Consider the following 19,180-nt stretch of genomic DNA (forward strand, 5'->3'; position numbering starts at 1 on the left):
GTCTCCCTCCAGGCCCGTTCCCCCCATGGCAGCTCGACTCCCCGCATCCCTCGCCTCCGTCTTCGCCGTGCTCCCCGACCCGTCCTACGTCCTGGATGACGCCGGACGGGTGCTGGTGTGCAGCCGGGCGGGGGCCACCACGGTGGGCCGGCTCCCCGAGGAGCTGGTGGGCCGGCACTGGGGGGAGCTGGGCTTCCCGCCCGAGGAGCTGGCGCGGCTGGAGACGGCGCGCGCGCGGGTGATGCTCACCCAGGACACCTGTGAGCTGGAGGCGCCCTGGACCACGCAGGCGGGCCCGCGGCGTCACGCGCTGGTGCTCAGCCCGCTGCCCTCGGAGGACGGCGGCCCCGGGTGCGTGCTGGTGACGGCGCGGCCCCTCACCGACGCGGAGGCCGTGTTCTCCCGCGCCATGGAGCTGGAGCTGGCCGCGCGGGCGGAGGTGGAGCAGGCCGAGCGCCGCCGCTCCTTCCTCTACCAGGCGATGACGACGCTCTTCACCCACCCGCCGGACCCGCAGGGCATGTACACGCTGCTGGCGCACCTGACGGTGCCGGACCTGGCGGACTGGTGCCTGGTGGACGCGCTGGAGCAGGGCCCCTGGGTGACGCGCGTGGCGGTGGCCTGCCTGGACCCGACGCAGCAGGAGCGCTCCGGCGCGCTGCCCACCCGCACCGGCCTGCGGGACGACGCGCCCGTGGGCCTCTTGCGCGTGCTGCGCACCGGGGAGCCGGAGCTGGTGCCCGCGGTGACGGATTCCCTCCTGCGCGCCGCCGCCGCGGAGCCCGCGCACCCCGCGCTGCTGCGGCTGCTCCAGGCGCGCTCGTACATGATTGTCCCCCTGCGCGCGCGCGGCCACACGCTGGGCGCCGTCACCTTCGTGTCCTCCGGCTCCGGGCGGCGCTACGGGCCGGACGACCTGGCGCTGGCGGAGGACCTGTGCCTGCGCGCCAGCCTGGCCATCGACAACGCGCGGCTGGTGGGTGAGTCCCGGCGCGCGGCGCGGGCCCGCGAGGATTTGCTGGCCGTGGTGTCGCACGACTTGAAGAACCCGCTGGGCGTGGTGCAGCTCGGCGCGGCGCTGCTGATGCGCGGCGCGGGCTCCAGGCCGGGCGGTGAGAGCGTGGCCAAGCAGGCCACCCGCATCCAGGACGCCACCGAGCGCATGTCGCGCCTCATCTCGGACCTGCTCGACTGGGGCCGGCTGGAGGCGGGCGGGCTGCCGCTGGAGTGGGGCGAGCACGGCGTGGCGGGGCTGCTCACCGAGGCGCTGGACTCCATCCGGCCGCTGGCGGAGGCCAAGGGCCTGCACCTGTCCGTGGAGTTCCCCGCCGCCGACGTGCGCGTGCGCTGCGACAGGGTCCGGGTGCTCCAGGTGCTGGGCAACCTGCTGGGCAACGCGGTGAAGTTCACCACCGCGGGGGGCCACCTGACGCTGGGCGCGCGGACGCGCGGCGGCGAGGTGTCCATCCACGTGCGCGACACCGGCGCCGGCATCACCCCGGACGCGCTGCCCCACATCTTCGACCGCTACTGGCAGGCCCGCGACGCGGCCAGCCGCGGCACCGGCCTGGGCCTGGCCATCGCCAAGGGGCTGGTGGAGGCCCACGGCGGCGGCATCCGGGCGGAGAGCGTGCTGGGCGAAGGCAGCGTGTTCACCTTCACCCTGCCCTCCGCGTCCGCCTCGGCGTCCCAGCCGGCACACCCGCCGCTCGTCCGCGGCGCCACGGACGCCTGACAGGACGAGGCCGGGCACGCCGACCGCGCCTCGTGAGCCACCGCGCGCCTGGCTTTCTCCATCCTCCCTCGAAAGTGAGCCCTGAAATTCTTGTTTCACCCAGGGTGGCATCCACCCGGGTCGCATTCGTCTGTCACGGGTGCATCGCGGCGGGCGGCGGTCGCCTCCCGTCCAGGCAGCGGTCGCGCCCCACTTTGCGCTGACGCCTGCCTGGCCTCGCGCGGGGCGGAGAGCGGGGTATGGTTCCATTCCCACCGCTGGAACCGAAGAGGCATGCCCCCCACCCCCGCCAAGAAGCGCCAGCGTCCTCTGGCCGAGCCTTCCGCCGAGGCGCCCTCGCCCGCGCTGCTCCAGACGCTCCTGGAAGCCCTCCCGGACGCCTTCTTCCTGCTCGACGCGCGGTGGTGTCTGGCCTACGTGAATCCAGACATGGGCCGGCTGCTGGACGGCGTGGCGCGGCCGCATGACGACGTTCGCCGGGCCTGCCCGGAGCTGCTGGAGCTGGGCCGCTACCTGCGCTTCGAGCAGCCCGTCTCCGAGCAGCCCTCCGTCCGCTACGAGCACGTGTGGCCGGAGGCGGAGACGTGCTTCGACGTGCGCGTGCGCCCGGTGGAGGGCGGCCTGCTGGTGCACTGCCGGGACATCACCGAGGAGCGCAAGGCCCGCGAGGCGCTGCGCCGCAACGGCGAGGTGTTCCGCGCCATCCTGGAAGGCACCACGGACGCCGTCTACACGAAGGACCTGGAGGGCCGCTTCACGATGATGAACGCGGCGGGCGCCAAGGCGGTGGGCTACCGCACCGAGGACGTGGTGGGGCGCACGGACCACGAGCTGTTCGACCCGGCGGTGGCGCGCACCAACGCGGCGAATGACCGCGAGGTGTTCGCCTTCGGCCGCACCGTCACCTACGAGGACGCGCAGCCGGGCGTGGACGGCCCGCGCGTGTGGCTGTCCACCAAGGGCGTGCTGCGCGACGTCGAGGGCAAGGTGTTTGGCCTGTTCGGCATCAGCCGCGACATCACCCAGCGCAAGTGGGCGGAGGAGGAGGCCCGGCGGCACTCCGAGTTCCAGGAGCAGCTCATGGGCATCGTCACCCATGACATCCGCAGCCCGCTGGGCGCCATCATGAACTGGTCGCGCGTGCTGGCCGCCGGCGGCACCGACGAGGACGCCCAGCGCACCAGCCAGCGCATCGCCACCGCGGCGGTGCGAATCGAGCGGCTCACCCGGCTGCTGCTGGACTTCACGCGCACGCGGCTGATGGGCGGCGTGGCCATTGAACCGCGGCCGGTGGACCTGAAGGACCTGGCGGCCAAGGTGGCCCACGAGTTCGGCGTGGCCTTCCCCCAGCGCACCGTGGAGGTGGACCCCAAGGGCAACACCCAGGGCGTGTGGGACCCGGACCGGCTGGCGCAGGTGACGTCCAACCTGGTGGAGAACGCGCTCAAGTACAGCCCGCCGGAGACGCCGGTGCGGCTGACGGTGCGCGGGCTGCGCACGCGGGTGGTGCTGGAGGTGCACAACGCCGGCCGCCCCATCCCGGACAACCTGCTGCCCCACCTCTTCGAGCCCTTCCGCGGCGGGCCCCAGAGCTCGCGCACGCTGAAGATGAGCTACGGGCTGGGGCTCTTCATCGTCCGGGAAATCGTCCAGGCGCACGGCGGCACCATCGAGGTCCGCTCCGACGAGTCGGAGGGCACCACCTTCACCGTGACGCTGCCGCGCCGCTCCATGCCGGCCCGGCCGCCCGTGCCGCCCACCGGCATGCCGCGCCTCTAGTCCAGGTAGCGCCGCAGCAGCGCCATCAGCGCGGCGCCGTCGAAGGGCTTGGCCACGAAGTCGTTGCAGCCGCTGTTGAAGCACGCGCGCACGCTGCGCGCCTCCACGCGGGCGCTGCACAGGATGATGGGCGTGCGCCGCGTCGGCTCGCGGCCCCGCATCATCCGGCACGTCTCCAGCCCGTCCAGGTGCGGCATCAACACGTCCAGGAACACCAGGTCCGGCCGCGCCTGCTCCGCGCGCGCCAGCGCCTCCAGCCCGTCGCGCGCGACGATGGCGTCATGCCCCAGCTCCGCCAGCAGCATCCGCTGGAGCAGCAGCACGGTGTCCGAGTCATCCGCCAGGAGGACCTTCTTGCGCCGGGGCGCGCCGCGCGCCGTCATGGGTGCGCCTCCGCCTGGCACAACTGGCGCAACTGCATGAGGCGCGGCGGGCCCATGCCCAGGAAGCGCACGCCCATGCCGTACGGGTGGGACACGCCGCCCCGGGGCGCGTAGGCGTGGGCCCAGGCCACCACGCCGTGCGCCTCCAGCCGCTCGCCCAGGGTGGGCAGCAGGATGTGCAGCCCCACCGCCGCGCCCGCCTTCGCCGGAACGAGGGTGCGCACGAAGAGGCCGCCCGGACTCAGCGCGCTGGACACGCCGGAGCGCCACTCCGCGCCGCGCGGCCCCGACTCGCCGAAGGACACCGGACAGCAGAAGCGCACCCGCTCCTCCACGCGCAGCGAGGACGCCTCGCGGCCCAGCAGCGCGTGGATGCGGGGCAGCACCGTGGACGGGCGCACCGGCGCCTCCGCGTCCAGCGTGAGCGACGGCACCCCGGCCAGCAGCGGCTGCGGCCGCGGCGGGAACAGGCTCCGCGGCGCCCCCGGCGGGCCCTCCCGCGCCACCACCAGGTGGGGCCGCTCCCCGTGCGACACCACCCGCGCGGCGCCGCCGCCCACCGTGGCGCTGTAGAGGATGCGGTGGCCACACGCCTCCAGCAGGGCGCCCAGCCCGCCCCAGGCCAGAGGTCCGCTGGCGCCGGCCAGCAGCACCAGCCGCGGGCGCTCGCGGGGCGCGCGCGCGGACGGGGCCCCCGCGCCTTCCAGCATCGCCAGCCGCGCGCGCAGCTCATGCGTGCGCAGCGGCGTCAGCAGGCAGTCCTCCACGCCCTCCGCGTCACCCACCTCGAGCACCTCCGCGGGCGTCTCCGGCTCCGCCACCAGGATGAGGGGTGGGCCCTCCGCCCCCAGGCGCAGCCTCAGCGCGCGCAGCCCCATGCCCGTGCCGTCCGCCAACTGCCGCCAGTGCACCAGCACCAGCGACGGCCGCGCGTGCCGCACCTCCAGGAAGGCCGACTCCAGCGAGGGCACCTGCGAGGCCTCGCACCGCAAGGGCCGCAGCGCCCGGGACAACGCCAGCCAGGACTCGCTCGTGGCCCCCACGCACAGCACCCGCGGCGCTGCTTCCACCGGACCCGGTGAAGGACGCACGCGTCCTGGAGCCGTCATCATGCGGAGCCTCCCTGGTCTTCATCCCCCCCGGCCCGCCCAACCGCCCTCATCCCGTGACTCCGAAGTATGAGAAACGGCCACTCGGCGGAAATCCCCCTGGGTCAGATTCCAAAGACAGATGGGGAATAAAAGACATCGCGCACCGACCGGAGGCCCCCCGGGGTCCGCGGCGCCACGCGGCGGCGTCAGACGCGGGCGACGTTGACGCCCGAGTCGACGGCCTGCAGGTCGTCCCCGAAGCGCAGGTCCAGCGCGACACCCGCGGGGGGCTCGTAGGGGGCGCGTCCCACCTGCGCCGTGCCGAAGCGGGGCAGGAAGGGCGCCACCACGTACGAGCGGAAGCACCAGGCGAAGAAGCTCACCGGCTTGAGGGCCGGGTCCATGGCGGCCTCGATTTTCGCGTGCGCCTGGGGCAGCAGGCTCCAGTGCAGGCCCGGCGTCTCATGGTGCACGGCGTGGAGGCCATTGTTGAAGAGGAAGAAGTTGATGAGGCGGCCGGTGAAGCTGCGGCTGTGGTCGTGCTCGCTCCAGGGGTCCGTGTGGACGTGCTGGATGTAGTTGAAGAACATGATGGTCCACAGCGAGAAGAGCGCGGGCACCAGGAAGGCCAGCGCCCAGACGCGCGCGCCGCCCGCCACGCCGTGCATCGCCATGGCCAGCCCCAGCAGCGCCGCGTGCGTGCCGCCCCAGACGGCGTACTGGGTGAGAATCTGGCGGTACAGCGGGCGGTTGCGCTCGCGGGCCTTGTCGATGAACGCCTTGGTCGGCTCCTGCTGCCAGTACGTGGAGACGAAGGGGAAGAGGAAGGCCACCAGGAAGTTGTGCTTCTTGGAGTAGCGCCAGGTGATGGTGGCGTCCCCCGCCTTGTTCACGAACTTGTGGTGGTTGAGGTTGTGCGTCGGAATCCAGACGAAGGTGGGGTAGCCGTAGAAGAGCGACAGCCACATGCCCATGGCCTCGTTCAGCTTCCGGCTGCGGAAGGTGGGGCAGTGGTTGTGGTTGTGCGCGATGACGCCTGCCGACAGCGCCAGGTAACACGCCAGCGGGCAGAGGTAGGGAATCCACGCGGGGGCCACGTACATCGACAGGGCCACCACGGGCATGGCCAGACACCACAGCATCGTCCGGCGGTCAGCGGCGTATCGGAGCATGCCGGCCATCCTGACGCAGCCGGGCCTCCCCTGCCATCCACCCCCCCGGCATTTCGTGGAAGGGTGAAACTCAACGCACATGGCGCCGCAGCAGCCCCAGCATGCCCTCCAGCGGCGCGCTGGCGGTGGCCAGCCCGGCTTCGTTCACGGCGCGCGGCATGCCGTACACCACGCAGGAGGACTCGCTCTCCGTGAGCACGGTGCCTCCGGCCTGGCGGATGGCCCGGGCCCCCGCGACGCCGTCATCCCCCATGCCGGTGAGCACCAGGCCCACCGCGTCCGGGCCCCAGCTCCGCGCGGCGGACTCGAAGAGGACGTCCACGCTGGGGTGGTGCTGCGTGCGCAGCGGCTGCCGGTCCAGCCGCGCGAGCGTCACCGCCCCGTGGCGCTCCAGCTTGAGGTGCTGCCCGGAGCGGGCCAGCACCACCCGGCCGGGCCGCAGCTCCAGCCCGTCCACCGCCTCCAGCACCTCCAGCGCGCAGTGCGCGTTCAGGCGCCGGGCCACCGCCTCCGTGTAGCCCGCGGGGATGTGCAGCGCGAGCGCCACCGGGGCGGGGAAGTCCACGGGCAGCTCCGACAACAGCCGGGTGAGCGCCTGCGGCCCGCCGGTGGACGTGCCCACCACCACCAGGCTCTTCGCCGCCGCGCGGGCCGCCGGCGCGGCGGACGTCTGCGCGGCCGGCGCCGCGGGCTCGGGCAGCGCGCGCGCCACCGCGCCCGCGGCCGTGCGGACCTTCTCCACCAGCTCGCTGCCCAGCTCGTAGAGCCGCTCGGTGGCGAGCGCGGTGGGCTTGTGCACCAGCTCCACCGCGCCGGCCTGGAGCGCGGCCACCGCCAGCTCGCTCTCCTCGCCCGCGCTGCTCACCACCACCACGCGGGGCATGGAGGCGCCGGAGGCGAGCGCGCGCAGCACGCCCAGCCCGTCCAGGCCCGGCATCACCAGGTCCAGCGTGAGCACGTCCGGGGACAGCTCGGCCACCTTCTCCAGGGCATCCAGGCCGTCGCGCGCCACGCCCACCACCTCCAGGCCGTCCGCGCCGGAGAGCACCTGCCGCAACACCTTGCGGGCGAAGGCGGAGTCATCCACCACCAGCACGCGAATGGGAGACACCGCGGTCATGGACCCGCCTTGGTATAGAAGAAGGTGCCGCGCCGCTCCTCGCAGGTGAGCGCGGTGCCGAAGCGCATCAGGGATTCGGAGGTGCCCACCAGCAGGTGCCCCCCTGGCACGAGCGCGCGCGTGAGGGAGGACACCACCTGGCGCGCGGTGTCGTCCTGGAAGTAGATGAGGACGTTGCGGCAGAGGATGGCGTCGAAAGCGCCCAGCTCCGCCACCGCCCGCGCGTCCACCAGGTTGACGCGCCGCCAGTCCACCGCCTCCACCAGCTCCGGGCGCACGTGCGGCCGCCCCGCGCGCGTCTCCAGCCACCGGCCCTCCACGCCCGGCGGCAGCGCGCGCAGGGAGCGCAGGTTGTGCTCCCCGGCGCGGGCCCGCTCCAGCGCCCGGGCGCTCAAGTCACTGGCCACCAGCTCCACGCCTCCGAGCACCCCCGCCTCCGCGAGCAGCATCGCCAGCGTGAGGGGCTCCTCGCCGGTGGAGCAGGCCGCGCTCCACACCCGCGGCCGCCGGCCGGCGCGCACCGCGGGCACCAGCAGGTCCTCGGTCAGCACGCGCAGCGGCAGCGGCTCCCGGAAGAAGTACGTCTCGTGGACCAGCAGCGAGTCCACCAGCGCGTCCAGCGCCTCGGGGCCCGCCGGGTCGTAGCGGAGGTAGTAGTAGTAGTCGAGCAGCGAGTCGAAGCCCGCGTCCAGCGCGCGGGGCACGACCTTGTCGGCGAGCAACTCCCGGTCCTCGGGGGCGTAGTGCAGCCCGGCGCGCTGCTCGATGAGCGCGGCCAGGATGGCGAACACCTGGGGAGACATGGGCAGTGAGAACATGGCGGTGGTTTCAGCGACTCAGCACCAACCGGCATGCCCGCCGGACCTCGGGGTCCTCGTCCTGCGTGGAGGCGCGCTCCAGCGCCTCGTGGGCCTCCAGCGTGCCCAGCGCGGCCACCGCGGGCACCGCGGCGCGCCGGCCCGCGGGACTGGCGGACACCAGCAACTGCAGCAGCGCGGCGCGCGCGTCCGAGCGGCGCATGCGGGCCAGCGCCGCCACCAGCAGCGGCGCCGTCACCTCGTCCGCCGCCTCCAGCGCGGCCAGCAGGCCCGGCAGCCGCCCCTCCAGGGGCAGCGCCAGCGCGCTCACCACCCGCTCGCGCAGCGTCATGTCCCCCAGCAGGGACACCAGGGCCTGCGTGGCCGGCACGCCGGGCCGCGTGGCGATGAAGCCCACCGCGGCGCTGCGCACGCTGTCGTCCCCGTCGCCGGCGGCGTGCAGCAGCGCGGGCAGCGTCTCCGGCGCGTCGTACTCCGCCACCGCGGACAGGGCCACGAGCCGGGTGGCCGCGTCCTCCGACTTCGCCGCCTCCAGCAGCACGGGCAGGGCGTCCGGGCGCCGGCCCACGCCCAGGCCCAGCAGGGCGGCGCGCCGCACGTCCGCGTCCGCGCTGGCCGCCGCGCGCTGGAGCGCCGTCATCGCGCTCTCCGTGTGCATGTGCGCCAGCGCGTCCACCACCGCCACGCGCACCTGGCCCGCGGCGTCGTCCGCCAGCGCGACGATGGCGTCCGCGGCGGCCTCCTCGTTCAGCTTCCCCAGCGCCTGGCACGCGTAGTAGCGCACCCACGGGTCGCGGTCATTGAGGCCGCGCAGCAGCGTGGAGGTGATGCGCGCCTCCTTCTCCGTCTGCCCCAGCGCGCGCATGGCCGCCGCGCGCGTGCGCTCCGACTCGTGGTTGGCCGCCGTCAGCAGCGCGTCCACCGCGCGCGGGTCCTCGATGAAGGGCAGGCCGTAGATGGCCGCGTCGCGCAGGCGCTCGTCGGGGTCCCTCATGGCCTGGAGCAGCACGTCCAGCCCGTTGGCATAACCGAAGTACGAGATGATGCGCAGCGCCGCGCGGCGCAGGCGCACGTCGGGGGAGCGGGCCGCCTGCAGCGCCAGCTTCTCCGTGGTGTCGCTGCCCAGGGACTGGATGGCCCCCACCGCGGCCTGCACCACGCGCAGGTCCTCGTCCACCAGCCGCTCGAACAGGGCCGGCACCGCGGCCGGGCTGCCAATGCGGGACAGCGTGTCCGCCGCCAGCGCGCGCACCGACGCGTCCCGGTCCTCCAGGCACGACATGACGTCCGGCACCGCCGCGGCCCGGCGGCCCACCAGCGGCAACAGCACGCGGCGCCGGGCGCTGTCCCCCTCACGCAATGCCTGGAGAATCTGCGCGTCCGCGTCCGCGCCCAGCTCCGACAGCGCGCCGGCCGCCGCGCGCGCCACCGACGGGTCCGGCCCGTCCAGGAGCTTCAACAGGCCGGAGGCGGCGTCCAGGCCGCCCACCCAGCCCAACAGGCGCGACAGGGCCGTCTTCTCCGTGGTGTCCGCGCTGGAGACGCCCTGCGACAGCCGCCGCCCCAGCACGGCGGACTCCGGGCCCCGCACCGCGGTCTGCACGGTGCGCGACCCGCCGAAGCGCTGCACCTGGGCCTCGTGGATGTCCACCAGCGCCACCGCCGCCGCGCGCACCGACGCGTCGTTGCCCTTGCGCAGCAGCCCCACCAGCGCGGGCACCGCGGCCTCCTGGCCGGTGCGGCCCAGCGCGCGCGCCACCTCCAGGGTGTAGAAGGGGTCCGCCAGCAGGGCCAGCAACGCGGGCACCACCACCGGGTCCCCGCACCGCCCCAGCACGTCGATGGCGGGGAAGATGCGGAAGAAGTTGCCGCTGCCCAGCGCCGCCAGCAGCGCGTCCACCGCCGCGCCGCCGCCCACGCGGCCCAGCGCCTCGATGGCCGCCACGGCCACGTTGTCGTCCGGGTGCACGGTGAGCCGGGACAACAGCGGCACCGAGCGCCGGCTGCGGCGCCGGCCCAGCACCTGGGCCACGTCACAGACGATGGCGGGGTTGCCGTCCTCGCTCAGCGCCTCCAGCGCGCCCTCGACGTCCCCCGTGGACGCCACCAGCGCCTCCACCGCGGCGGCCAGGCGCGCCTCGCTGTCGCGGCGGTGGACCAGCACGTCGCGCAGCGGCGCCACGGCCGGCGTCCCCAGCTTCGCCAGGGCGCCCACCACGGCGCGCCGCACCGCCCAGCTCTGGGCGTCCAGCCCGCCCACCAGCAGCGACAGGCTGGCGGCGCCGCGCCGGGCGAGCTGCTCCACCTCGTCCACCTGCGAGCGGTCCTCCGCCGACAATGTCAGGGGATGCAACGACGTCGAGGATGCCCCCGTCATGCCCGCTGCTCCCGCGGCGTCGGGGCCGCTTCGGGGTTGTCGCTCCCGCCACCCAGCGCGCCGCGCAGCCGCGTCAGGCTCTCCGCCTGCGCGCCCTGCAGCCGCGAGAGCTGGGACAGCCGGCCCGCCACCTCCTGCACCTCGGTGGCGGTGGTGGCCGCCGCGCGGGTCTGCTGCGTGGTGGCGGTGGTGATGTCGCGGGCCCGGAGGCGAAGCTCCTCCACGCTCTTGGCCAGGCCCTCCATCACGGTGGTCGCCTCCGCGCTGGCGCGCGCCACCACGGCCACGCCGGACGCCTGGCGGCCGGCGGCGTGGGTGAGCGAGGTGAGCGCCTCCGCCTGCTCGTCCAGCGCGCGCGCCGTCTGCCGGGCCACGCGCCGGACCTCGTCCGCCTCCCGCACCAGGCCGGTGAGCGCCTTGGCCTGCTCCTCGGTGGCCCGCGTCACGGAGGCGGCCAGCTTCGCCACCTGGCGGCTGGCCGTCTCGCCCTGCTTGAGGGCCCGGGCCTGCTCCGTCATGCCCCGCGCGGACTGGGCCACCTGCTTGCGCGTCTCCTCCATGGCCCGCGTCACCTCCTGGGAGGCCGTGGCCTGCTCGGCCAGCCCCACCAGGGTGCGCTGCGTGGCGGTGGCCGCCTCCTGCGCCAGCGTCCCCACCCCCGCCACGTCCCGGCTCTGCGCCGTCACGGCCGCGCTCACGCCCTGGACCAACTGGCGCATCTGCGAGGTCCCCTTGGCCAGGTCCGCCGCCGCCAGGGCCTGCTCCTGCACGGCGCGCGACACCTTCTGCGCCACCTCCGCGAGCTGCCCGTTGGAGCGCACCACGTCGCGCAGCGCGCGCGCCTGCTCCGCCGTGGCCTGCATCGTCTGCCGCGCCATGCGCCGCATCTCCGCGCCGCCCTGCGCCAGCGACTGGGCCGCCTGCGCCTGCTCCGCCGCGGACGAGGCGATGGCCCGCCCCTGCTCGCTCACCTTCGAGGTGCCCTGCACCAGCGCCTGGGTGGCCTGCACCTGCTCGCCGGAGGCGCGGGACACCTCGCGCACGTTGAGGCCCAGGTCATCCACGCCCTTGAGGATGGTGGACAGCGCGCGCTCGGCGTCCGCCGCCAGCGCCGCGCCCTCGTCCGCCGCCCGCACGCCCTCGCCCGTGGCGGTGGCCGCCTCGCGCGCCGTCGTCTGCAGGCCCCGGACGATTTTCGCCACGTCCGAGCTGGCCGCCGCCGCGCGGTCCGCCAGCGCGCGAATCTCCTCCGCCACCACCGCGAAGCCCCGGCCATGCTCCCCGGCGCGCGCCGCCTCGATGCTGGCGTTGAGGGACAACAGGTTCGTGCGGTCCGCGATGAGGTTGATGGTCTGCACGATGTCGCCAATCTCCTCGGCGCGCCGGCCCATCTCCTTCATCACCCCGGCCGAGCCGGTGATGGACTCGCGGATGCGGCCGAAGCCCGCGATGGAGCGCGTCACCGTGGCGCCGCCCTCGCGCGCCGTGGTGCCCACGCGCTCGGCGGTGGTGCGCGCCTCCTCCATCATCTGCGCCACCCGCCGCGTGGACGACTCGAGCTGCGCGGAGGCGGTGGCGCTGCCGGCCGCCAGGGTGTTGATCTGCTCCGAGGCCTTCGCCACCGTCTGGGCGGAGCGCGCGAGCTCTTCAATGGTGGCCGCGTTGGCATCCACCACCGCCGCGTTCTTCTCCGCCGTGGCGGCCACCTCCTCCACGCTGGCGGCCACCTCCTCCACCGTGGACGCGGTGGTGGCCGAGTGGGACTCCAGCGCGCGGGCGTTCTCCGCCACGCCCTTCACGCTGCGCGCCAGCTCCTCCACCGTGGCCGCCGTATCCTCCACGCTGGAGGCCATGCTCGTGGCGTCCCTGGACACCTCGGCCAGGGAGCGGACCAGCCCCGTCACCGCCTGCGTCACCTGCCCCACGCGCTCGCCCACGCCCTGGGAATCCGTGGACAGCCGGGCAATGCCCTTGGCCATCTCCTCGGCGGTGGCGGCCACCTGCTCCGTGGCGGCGGCGCTGGCCTGGTTGCGCGCGACCAGGTCCGCCACGGTGGCGTTCATCTCCGTCATGGAGGCCAGCAGCTCTTCACTGGACGCGGCCAGCTCCTCCGCGTTGGCGCTCACGCCCTTCACCGAGCGCGACACCTCCTCCAACGCCCCCGCCGTGGTGTCGGACGAGGCCGCCAGGTGCGCGGCGTCCTTGCGCACGCCGGCCACGGAGGCGTTCACCTCCTGCAAGGTGCCCGCGGTGGCCTCGGCCTCCTGGGCCTGGGCGCGCGCGGACTCGCTCACCGTGCGCTGCGAGCGCACCAGCTCCTGGACGGACTGCCCCGTCTCCTCCGCGTACGCGGCCACCAGCTCGATGGCGGCGCGCACCTGCTCCAGGGCCGCGACCTGCTCGTTGCCGCCCGAGGCCAGCCGCGCCGCGAGCCCCTCCACCGACTGCACCAGGCCCACGCCCTCCTGGACGCCGCGCAACGCGTCCTCGGCCAGGGTGCGCGCCTCCACCTGCCCCGCCCCTGCGTTACCGCTGTCCGTCGCCATCCAACGTCTCCTCCCCGATGACCCGAGGGAAATCGATGAGCATCACCAGCCGCGGGCCCACCTGGGCCACGGCCTTCACGAACCCGTGCGCTCCCTCCACGACCAGCGGAGGGGGCGGCTTGAGCTGCTGGGGGTCCAGCTTCAGCACCTCGCGGGCGCTGTCCACCACCAGCCCCACGACCCGGTTGCCGAGCTGCGCCACCACCACCCGGGAGTCCAGCGTGCGCGCCACCGCCGGCAGCCCGAAGCGCAGGCGGGCATCCACCACCGGGATGACGCGCCCGCGCACCTGCACCAGCCCGGCCACGTGCGGCGCGGCGCCCGGCACGGGCGTGGCCCCCGTGAAGGACTCCATCTGGAGCACGTCCGCCGCGGGCAGCACGTACTCCGCTCCGTCCACCTTGAACACCACGTGCAGCACGCTCATATGAGGCGCCCTTCTTCCCGGGCCAGGCCGCCCTGCCGCCGCGGCGAACCCTTTGCGCGCGCGAGCCCCAGCGCAGCCAGGTCCAGCACCAGCGTCGGCTGGCCATCCCCCAGGTCCGTGGCGCCCACCACGCCGGGCACGCGCACCAGGGGGTCCTCCAGCGGGCGCAGGACGATTTCCTGCTGTCCCACCAACCGGTCCACGCCGAACGCGATGAGCTCACCGCGCTGGCGCACGAGGAGCGCCTTGGCCGCCGGGCCCTCACACCCGCCCAGCCCCGCCCGGCCCAGCAGCCGGGCCAGCGTCAGGAGCGGCACCGTGTTGCCCCGGCGCTCCACCAGGCACACGCCCCCCGCGCCCGCCGGCCGCACCACCTGCGCGGCGTCCACCTCGATGAGCTCCTCCACGGAGCCCACCGCGACGGCGTAGCGCAGCCCGGCGCACTCGAAGACGAGCGCGTCCAGCAGCGTAATCGTCAGCGGCACGCGGAGCCGGAAGGTGGTGCCGGCGCCCGGGCGCGTCTCCAGCCCCAGCTCTCCGCCCAACTGGTCCACGATGATGCGGTGGACGATGTCCATGCCCATGCCCCGCCCGCTCGTCGCGTTGGCGGCGTCCCGGGTGGAGAAGCCGGGGCGGCAGAGGACCTCCAGCAGCGCGTCCGGCGAGGCGGGCACCGGCACGCCCGCGCGCGCGGCCACCGCCTGCGCGTCCACGCCGCGGCCGTCATCCGACACCGTGAGGTCCAGGAGCCCTCCGGCCCGGCCATGGCTGGCCACGCGCACCACGCCCTCGTCGGGCTTGCCCGCGGCGCGGCGCGCCTCCGGGAGCTCCAGCGCGTGGTCCACCGCGTTGCGCACCAGGTGCACCAGCGCGGGCAGCAGCCGGTCCGCCACGGCCTTGTCCAGCTCCGCGTCGCCCACGTCCAGCTCCAGCCGCACCGACTTGCCCGTGCTGCGGCGCAGGCCGCGCACCAGCAGCGGCAGCCGCTCCAGCACGTCCCCCACCCGCACCATGCGCAGGCGGAGGATGGCCGCGCGCATGTCGCGGAGCTGGCGCGCGTTCTCCTGGAGGATGGCCTGCAGCTCGCGCGTGGGCGCCCCGGCCGCCGTCAGCGCCGCCACCGCGCGGGCCAGGCGCGAGCGGTTGACGACGAGCGCCGCCAGCCGCTCCAGGGCCTCGTCCAGCCGGGACACCTCCACCCGCAGCGAGCCGCCGCCCCGCCGCGCCTCCTCGGGCTCCTCGTCCGGGGCCGCGAGCTCGGGCAGCGGCTCCGGCGCGCTGGCGGGCGCCGCGGTGAGCGCGCGCACCGACGCGGGCGGGCCTCCCGCCGCCTCCAGCAACGCGGCGTCCGGGGCCTCGGTGAGCAGCAGCAGCACGAAGGTGAGCGCCCCGCCGCCCGCGGCGGGGCCCGACAGGGGCAGCACCTTCACCGTGTCGCCCAGGGCCGCCACGCGCTCGCGCACGCTGTTGATGGTGACGCCGTGGGCCGCGCGGTCCGCGCCGGGGATGAAGTCCAGCCGCACCGCCCGGCGTCCGCCGGTGGCGCCCGTGACGAGCTGCTCGCGCTCCGCGGCGGAGAGCCGGGCGGCCACCGCCTCCTCCAGCGCCAGCGCGGCGGGCGCGGCCCTCGGGGCGCCGCCGCCCGAGCTCCCCTCGGCCTCGAGCGCCTCCAGCCGCGACAGCAGCCCCGGCGGCACCGGCGCGGCCTGCTTGCCCGCGGCGAGCTGGCGCACCCGCTGCTCGATTTCGCGCAGCCCCTCCATCAGCGGCTCCACGCTGGCCTCGGGCAGCCGGCCTCCGGCGCGGTCGGCGTGGCGCAGGCACGTCTCCATCCAATGGGTGATGTCGACGATGGGCTCCACGTCCACCATGGCGGACAGGCCCTTGATGGTGTGCACGGCGCGGAAGAGCTCACGCACGGCGCGCGGGTTCGCGAGCCCCCGCCGGATGCTGGCCTCCATGGCCAGCAACTGACGGTGCCCCGTCCCCAGCAGCTCCTCCGCTTCCGCCAGGTAGGCGGGGAGGAAGTCCGCGAGGTCCACGGACGCGCTCAAGCGCGCCTCCCCTCCAGGAGCCCACGCACCTCCGACAGGATGGCGTCGGGCGTGAAGGGCTTCGTCATGAAGCGGCTCGCGCCCGCGGCCAACGCCCGGGCCCGCGAGGCATCGTCCCCGCGCGTGGTGACGATGATGATGGGCAACTCACGCAGCCGGTCCTGCCCCCGCACGAACTCCACCACCTCGATGCCACCGATGTCCGGCATGTTCAGGTCCAGCACCAGCAAGTCGTAGGGCTGGAGCGACAACCGCTCGATGGCCTCCAGGCCGCTGGAGGCATGCGTGAAGGTGAGGCCCGGATACGGCCGCAGGCACGCGACCACCATGTCGCGCATCACCTTGCTGTCATCGACGACGAGCACCTCAGCCATGGCATCCCCTGGAAACGGCCACCGAACCTAGAGCGATTCCGCGAAGTTGAAAGACATGGCCGGACATGAGGCTGTTACAGCGCACACTGGCGGACAGTCCACAGAGACGACGCGCCTCCTCTGGAACAGAGGGTGCCAGCCAGGACGCGCCCGGGGTGCGGCCAGGCCCTTGACGCCCCGTGCGCCCGCGCCCCTGGAGGGCAGCGGCCCGTCCACTTTGCTGCTGACCCACGGCTTCATCGCCTGGTGCCGTGCGCGCCGCGTTCGCTCGGACAATCAGTCCCTCACCGCGGGCGGGCCCTCGCGGGGCAGGCGGACACGGAAGGTCGCGCCCTCTCCGGGCGCGCTGTCCACGGACACCCCGCCCCCATGCGCCTCCACGATGCGGCGCAGCCGGTACAGCCCCAGGCCCAGCCCGCCGTAGTGCCGCACCGGCACGGCGCGCTCGAAGCGCCGGAAGAGGCTCTCCAGCCGCCCGGGCGCGATGCCGATGCCATGGTCCTTCACCATCAGCGTCGCCACGTCCTGCCCGGCCTCCAGCGCCACCTCCACCGGCTTGCCCGGCCCGAACTTCATCGCGTTGGACAGCAGGTGCGTCATCACCTGGGACAGGCGCGCCGCGTCCCACCGCCCCGGCGTGGGCTCCAGCGGGCCGAGCACCAGCAGGCAGCCCGCGCGCGCCGCCGCCTCCTCCGAACGTGTCACCGCCTCGCGCACCACGCGCGCCAGGTCCACGTCCTCCAGGTGCAGGCGCGGGGCGCCGCCCTGGAGCTGGGACACGTCCAGCAGCGACTCCACCAGGTCCGACAGGCGCTGCACCTGCCGGTCCGCGGAGTCCAGCGCGCGCTCCAGCCGCGCCGTGCCGTGCCCCAGCCCCGCGCGCAGCACGCCCTGGGCGCCCTGCACGCGCAGGCGCAGCGCCGCCAGCGGGGTGCGCAGCTCGTGGGCCGCCACGCTGAGGAAGTCATCGCGCGCGCGCACCGCCTCCTGCGTCTCGCGGTAGAGGCGGAGCTGCTCCGTCACGTCGCCAATGATGCCGGCCATCCGCACCGGGCGGCCTTGCGCGTCCCGCAGGGCCCGGCCCCGGCTCACGCACGAGCGCCAGGTGCCGGTGACGTGCCGCAGCCGCAGGGACACGTCATAGGGCGCGCCCCGCTCCAGGTGCGCGGACAGCGCGGCCATGACGTCTGGCCGGTCCTCCGGGTGAATCAGCTCCAGGAAGGCGGAGAACGTCCCGCCGAAGTCCCCCGGCTCCAGGCCCAGCATCTCCAGCAGCGGCGGGCTACAGTAGAAGGCCTGGCCGCGCAAGTCCCAGTCCCAGATGCCGTCATAGGAGCCGCTCACCACCAGCCGGTACCGCGCCTCGCTCTCCCGCGCGGTGCGCTCGGCCTGCTCCAGCAGCCCCACCCGCCGCTCCAACTGCCGCACCATCCGGTACAGGTGGTCCTCGGTGCTCAGGTCCGTGGGCGGCGCGGTGTGGGAAGGGCCACCGGCGCGCAGCTCGCGCAGCAGCGCGCCCAGCAGCTCGTCCCCCTCCTGCGTCCTGCGCACGAAGCCGTTGGCCCCCACGTTGTGGGCCATGCGCAAATCCAACTCGTCCGGCGCCACGGTGTGCGTGAGGATGACGGGCACCCGGGCCAGCCGCGGGTCCTGCCGCAGCCCCAGGCACAGCTTGAAGCCGTCCATGCCCGGCATCAGCGCGTCCGCCAGCACCACGTCCGGGCCGCGGCGCCGCGCCAGGTCCAGCGCCGTGGCGCCGTCCGCCGCCAGGGACACCTCGAAGCGGAAGGGCGCCAGGTGCAGCTGCGCCAGCTTGCGGGAGACCGGGTCGTCGTCCGCCACCAGCACCCGGGGCCGCCGGGCGTCCAGGCCCCACCCCGCCTCCACCGGGACGGCCTGCCGGGCCCCCTCCACCAACGCCCCCAGCGACAGGGGCCGGCCCAGGTAGCGCTCCACGGGCAGGTCGAGCGGGCGCAGCGCCTCCCGCTCCGCCGGGAAGGCGCTGATTTGGAGCAAGGCCCCCGCGAGCTCCAGGGCGCTCCGCAGCGCCTCCAGGTGCGTCCCGTCCGCCACCAGGTGCCCCGCGCTCGCCACCACCACCTGCACCGACTGCGTCTGCAGCAGCGTCAAGGCGCCCGGCACGTCCGCGGAGACCCAGACCTTCCAGCCCTGACTCTCCAGCGCGAGCACCTGGAGCTCCCGGGTGGCGCCGGGGTCTTCGATGAGCAGGAGGGAGGGCGTCATCACGACGGGTCGAAGGCGGGCGGGCGGCCAGGACGCCCCGGCGCCCTGGATGAAGGAAAGAGTCGCAGTCTGGGCACCGGACGCGATGAGTCAAGCAGTCCGGCAGCAAGTGTTCTCCGGTGCAAATGACCGCCAGTCGGCCGCCTCCGGCCCCTCCATCCCGGAACGCACCTGGGTGGCGGATGCATCCGGAGCGGCATCGGTATCTCGCCGACAGTCGCAGCCGGCCATCCAGGGGCCGGCTGTGGCCAGCCCGCCCCCCCGGAGGTCTTTCCCAGCGACATGCCGCGCGTCTTCTTGGAAATCCCGCTTCTCACCCCGGCCTCTGGACTCCAGGCGGGCCCGCCACCTGGCACGGGGCCCCGGGACAAGGTCCACCCAGGCACGGCGGCAACGGCGATTCTTCTGCATCCGGATTGCATTGGAAACGGATACAACCGTCAGCCGGAAGCCTGTGCGGGGAGTCGGGGGAGACCCGCTGGGATGCGCAACGCGGAGCGCGAGGACTCAACGCTCCGGGTCTCAGCAGGGTGAAAGTGACCGTCAAATCGGTTATCGAAAGGGCATCATGGGAGCAAAGAGAAGCGCCGTGCAGCCGAAGCTCACCGAGTTCCAGGACCGGATCCGCTCCGCGGGCCTGCGCAGCACCGCGCCGCGCGTGGCGGTGCTGCGGGAGCTGGAGGACGCCACCTCGCCAATGAGCCACGCGGACCTGGTGGACGCGCTGGGGGACGAGGGCTACGACCGGGTCACCATCTACCGCAACCTGACGGACCTCACCGAGGCCGGGCTGGTGGTGCGGGCGGACCTGGGCGACCACGTCTGGCGCTTCGAGCTGAAGCGCGCCGGCGAGGCGCACGGCGGCAACCACCCGCACTTCACCTGCACCGACTGCGGCACGGTGGCCTGTCTGCCGGAGGAGTCGGTCCGCATCGCGGCCTCCAAGGGCGTGCCCCGCGCGGTGTCCCAGCGCTCGGTGGAAGTGCAGCTTCGCGGCCTCTGCGACGGCTGCAACTGACCTGTCGCGGCGCCAGGGCGCGCCGCGCCCCTCCCCGGGAAG

Annotated in this window: 14 protein-coding genes; 3 read left to right on the forward strand and 11 right to left on the reverse strand. The window is 74.6% G+C overall.

All coding sequences use genetic code 11. The annotated features are described in order from the left end of the window. Positions 1-25 precede the first annotated feature (25 nt). The gene (locus MYMAC_RS33575; protein ID WP_050989152.1) at positions 26-1,735 is read left to right on the forward strand and encodes an ATP-binding protein; all 1,710 of its coding nucleotides are present in this window, start codon (positions 26-28) and stop codon (positions 1,733-1,735) included. Positions 1,736-2,008: 273 nt separating this feature from the next. Next, complete coding sequence (locus tag MYMAC_RS33580) at positions 2,009-3,514, forward strand: sensor histidine kinase (RefSeq protein WP_095961028.1); 1,506 nt, start codon at positions 2,009-2,011, stop codon at positions 3,512-3,514. Here MYMAC_RS33580 and MYMAC_RS33585 read toward each other — a convergent pair. The 11 genes from MYMAC_RS33585 to MYMAC_RS33635 all read right to left on the reverse strand — a co-directional run bounded on the left by MYMAC_RS33585 (position 3,511) and on the right by MYMAC_RS33635 (position 18,120). After that, positions 3,511-3,897, reverse strand: a complete 387-nt coding sequence (locus MYMAC_RS33585) for a response regulator (RefSeq protein WP_013937397.1) — start codon at positions 3,895-3,897, stop codon at positions 3,511-3,513. The two genes, MYMAC_RS33580 and MYMAC_RS33585, sit on opposite strands and share 4 nt — an antisense overlap. Further along, positions 3,894-5,009, reverse strand: a complete 1,116-nt coding sequence (locus MYMAC_RS33590) for a PilZ domain-containing protein (protein WP_095961029.1) — start codon at positions 5,007-5,009, stop codon at positions 3,894-3,896. The genes MYMAC_RS33585 and MYMAC_RS33590 overlap by 4 nt, the downstream gene beginning before the upstream one ends. Positions 5,010-5,194: 185 nt before the next feature. After that, positions 5,195-6,169, reverse strand: coding sequence for a fatty acid desaturase family protein (locus MYMAC_RS33595; RefSeq protein ID WP_095961030.1), 975 nt, complete (start codon positions 6,167-6,169; stop codon positions 5,195-5,197). Positions 6,170-6,230: 61 nt separating this feature from the next. Further along, positions 6,231-7,280 carry a chemotaxis-specific protein-glutamate methyltransferase CheB gene (gene cheB / locus MYMAC_RS33600; RefSeq protein ID WP_095961031.1) on the reverse strand — a complete coding sequence of 350 codons (1,050 nt, stop codon included), beginning with the start codon at positions 7,278-7,280 and terminating at the stop codon, positions 6,231-6,233. Further along, entirely contained in the window at positions 7,277-8,098 is an 822-nt protein-coding gene (locus MYMAC_RS33605; RefSeq protein WP_013937393.1) for a CheR family methyltransferase, read from the reverse strand. Before MYMAC_RS33605 ends, cheB begins: the two co-directional genes overlap by 4 nt. 10 nt (positions 8,099-8,108) lie before the next feature. Beyond that, entirely contained in the window at positions 8,109-10,475 is a 2,367-nt protein-coding gene (locus MYMAC_RS33610; RefSeq protein ID WP_095961032.1) for a HEAT repeat domain-containing protein, read from the reverse strand. After that, positions 10,472-13,021 (reverse strand): methyl-accepting chemotaxis protein, encoded by a 2,550-nt coding sequence (locus tag MYMAC_RS33615; RefSeq protein WP_095961033.1) that lies wholly within the window; start codon positions 13,019-13,021, stop codon positions 10,472-10,474. The genes MYMAC_RS33610 and MYMAC_RS33615 overlap by 4 nt, the downstream gene beginning before the upstream one ends. Continuing rightward, positions 13,002-13,448, reverse strand: coding sequence for a chemotaxis protein CheW (locus tag MYMAC_RS33620; RefSeq protein WP_095961034.1), 447 nt, complete (start codon positions 13,446-13,448; stop codon positions 13,002-13,004). Before MYMAC_RS33620 ends, MYMAC_RS33615 begins: the two co-directional genes overlap by 20 nt. Then, positions 13,445-15,502, reverse strand: coding sequence for a chemotaxis protein CheA (locus MYMAC_RS33625; RefSeq protein WP_095961035.1), 2,058 nt, complete (start codon positions 15,500-15,502; stop codon positions 13,445-13,447). Before MYMAC_RS33625 ends, MYMAC_RS33620 begins: the two co-directional genes overlap by 4 nt. Continuing rightward, positions 15,499-15,876: a response regulator gene (locus MYMAC_RS33630; RefSeq protein WP_013937388.1), complete on the reverse strand. Its 378-nt coding sequence runs from the start codon at positions 15,874-15,876 to the stop codon at positions 15,499-15,501. Before MYMAC_RS33630 ends, MYMAC_RS33625 begins: the two co-directional genes overlap by 4 nt. 276 nt (positions 15,877-16,152) lie before the next feature. Next, on the reverse strand, positions 16,153-18,120 hold the full coding sequence (locus MYMAC_RS33635; RefSeq protein ID WP_239989180.1) for an ATP-binding protein: 1,968 nt from the start codon (positions 18,118-18,120) through the stop codon (positions 16,153-16,155). A 568-nt stretch (positions 18,121-18,688) separates the two neighbouring features. Here MYMAC_RS33635 and MYMAC_RS33640 point away from each other — a divergent pair. After that, on the forward strand, positions 18,689-19,138 hold the full coding sequence (locus tag MYMAC_RS33640; RefSeq protein WP_043710035.1) for a Fur family transcriptional regulator: 450 nt from the start codon (positions 18,689-18,691) through the stop codon (positions 19,136-19,138). Positions 19,139-19,180 lie beyond the last annotated feature (42 nt).

Source organism: Corallococcus macrosporus DSM 14697 (genome assembly GCF_002305895.1).
GTDB classification, from domain to species: Bacteria; Myxococcota; Myxococcia; order Myxococcales; family Myxococcaceae; genus Myxococcus; species Myxococcus macrosporus.

Excerpts from the sequence above, each read along its gene's own strand:
- MYMAC_RS33575 (WP_050989152.1), top strand. The coding sequence starts at position 26 with ATGGCAGCTCGACTCCCCGCATCCCTCGCCTCCGTCTTCGCCGTGCTC.
- MYMAC_RS33580 (WP_095961028.1), top strand. The coding sequence starts at position 2,009 with ATGCCCCCCACCCCCGCCAAGAAGCGCCAGCGTCCTCTGGCCGAGCCT.
- MYMAC_RS33585 (WP_013937397.1), bottom strand. The coding sequence starts at position 3,897 with ATGACGGCGCGCGGCGCGCCCCGGCGCAAGAAGGTCCTCCTGGCGGAT.
- MYMAC_RS33590 (WP_095961029.1), bottom strand. The coding sequence starts at position 5,009 with ATGATGACGGCTCCAGGACGCGTGCGTCCTTCACCGGGTCCGGTGGAA.
- MYMAC_RS33595 (WP_095961030.1), bottom strand. The coding sequence starts at position 6,169 with ATGGCCGGCATGCTCCGATACGCCGCTGACCGCCGGACGATGCTGTGG.
- cheB (WP_095961031.1), bottom strand. The coding sequence starts at position 7,280 with ATGACCGCGGTGTCTCCCATTCGCGTGCTGGTGGTGGATGACTCCGCC.
- MYMAC_RS33605 (WP_013937393.1), bottom strand. The coding sequence starts at position 8,098 with ATGTTCTCACTGCCCATGTCTCCCCAGGTGTTCGCCATCCTGGCCGCG.
- MYMAC_RS33610 (WP_095961032.1), bottom strand. The coding sequence starts at position 10,475 with ATGACGGGGGCATCCTCGACGTCGTTGCATCCCCTGACATTGTCGGCG.
- MYMAC_RS33615 (WP_095961033.1), bottom strand. The coding sequence starts at position 13,021 with ATGGCGACGGACAGCGGTAACGCAGGGGCGGGGCAGGTGGAGGCGCGC.
- MYMAC_RS33620 (WP_095961034.1), bottom strand. The coding sequence starts at position 13,448 with ATGAGCGTGCTGCACGTGGTGTTCAAGGTGGACGGAGCGGAGTACGTG.
- MYMAC_RS33630 (WP_013937388.1), bottom strand. The coding sequence starts at position 15,876 with ATGGCTGAGGTGCTCGTCGTCGATGACAGCAAGGTGATGCGCGACATG.
- MYMAC_RS33635 (WP_239989180.1), bottom strand. The coding sequence starts at position 18,120 with ATGACGCCCTCCCTCCTGCTCATCGAAGACCCCGGCGCCACCCGGGAG.
- MYMAC_RS33640 (WP_043710035.1), top strand. The coding sequence starts at position 18,689 with ATGGGAGCAAAGAGAAGCGCCGTGCAGCCGAAGCTCACCGAGTTCCAG.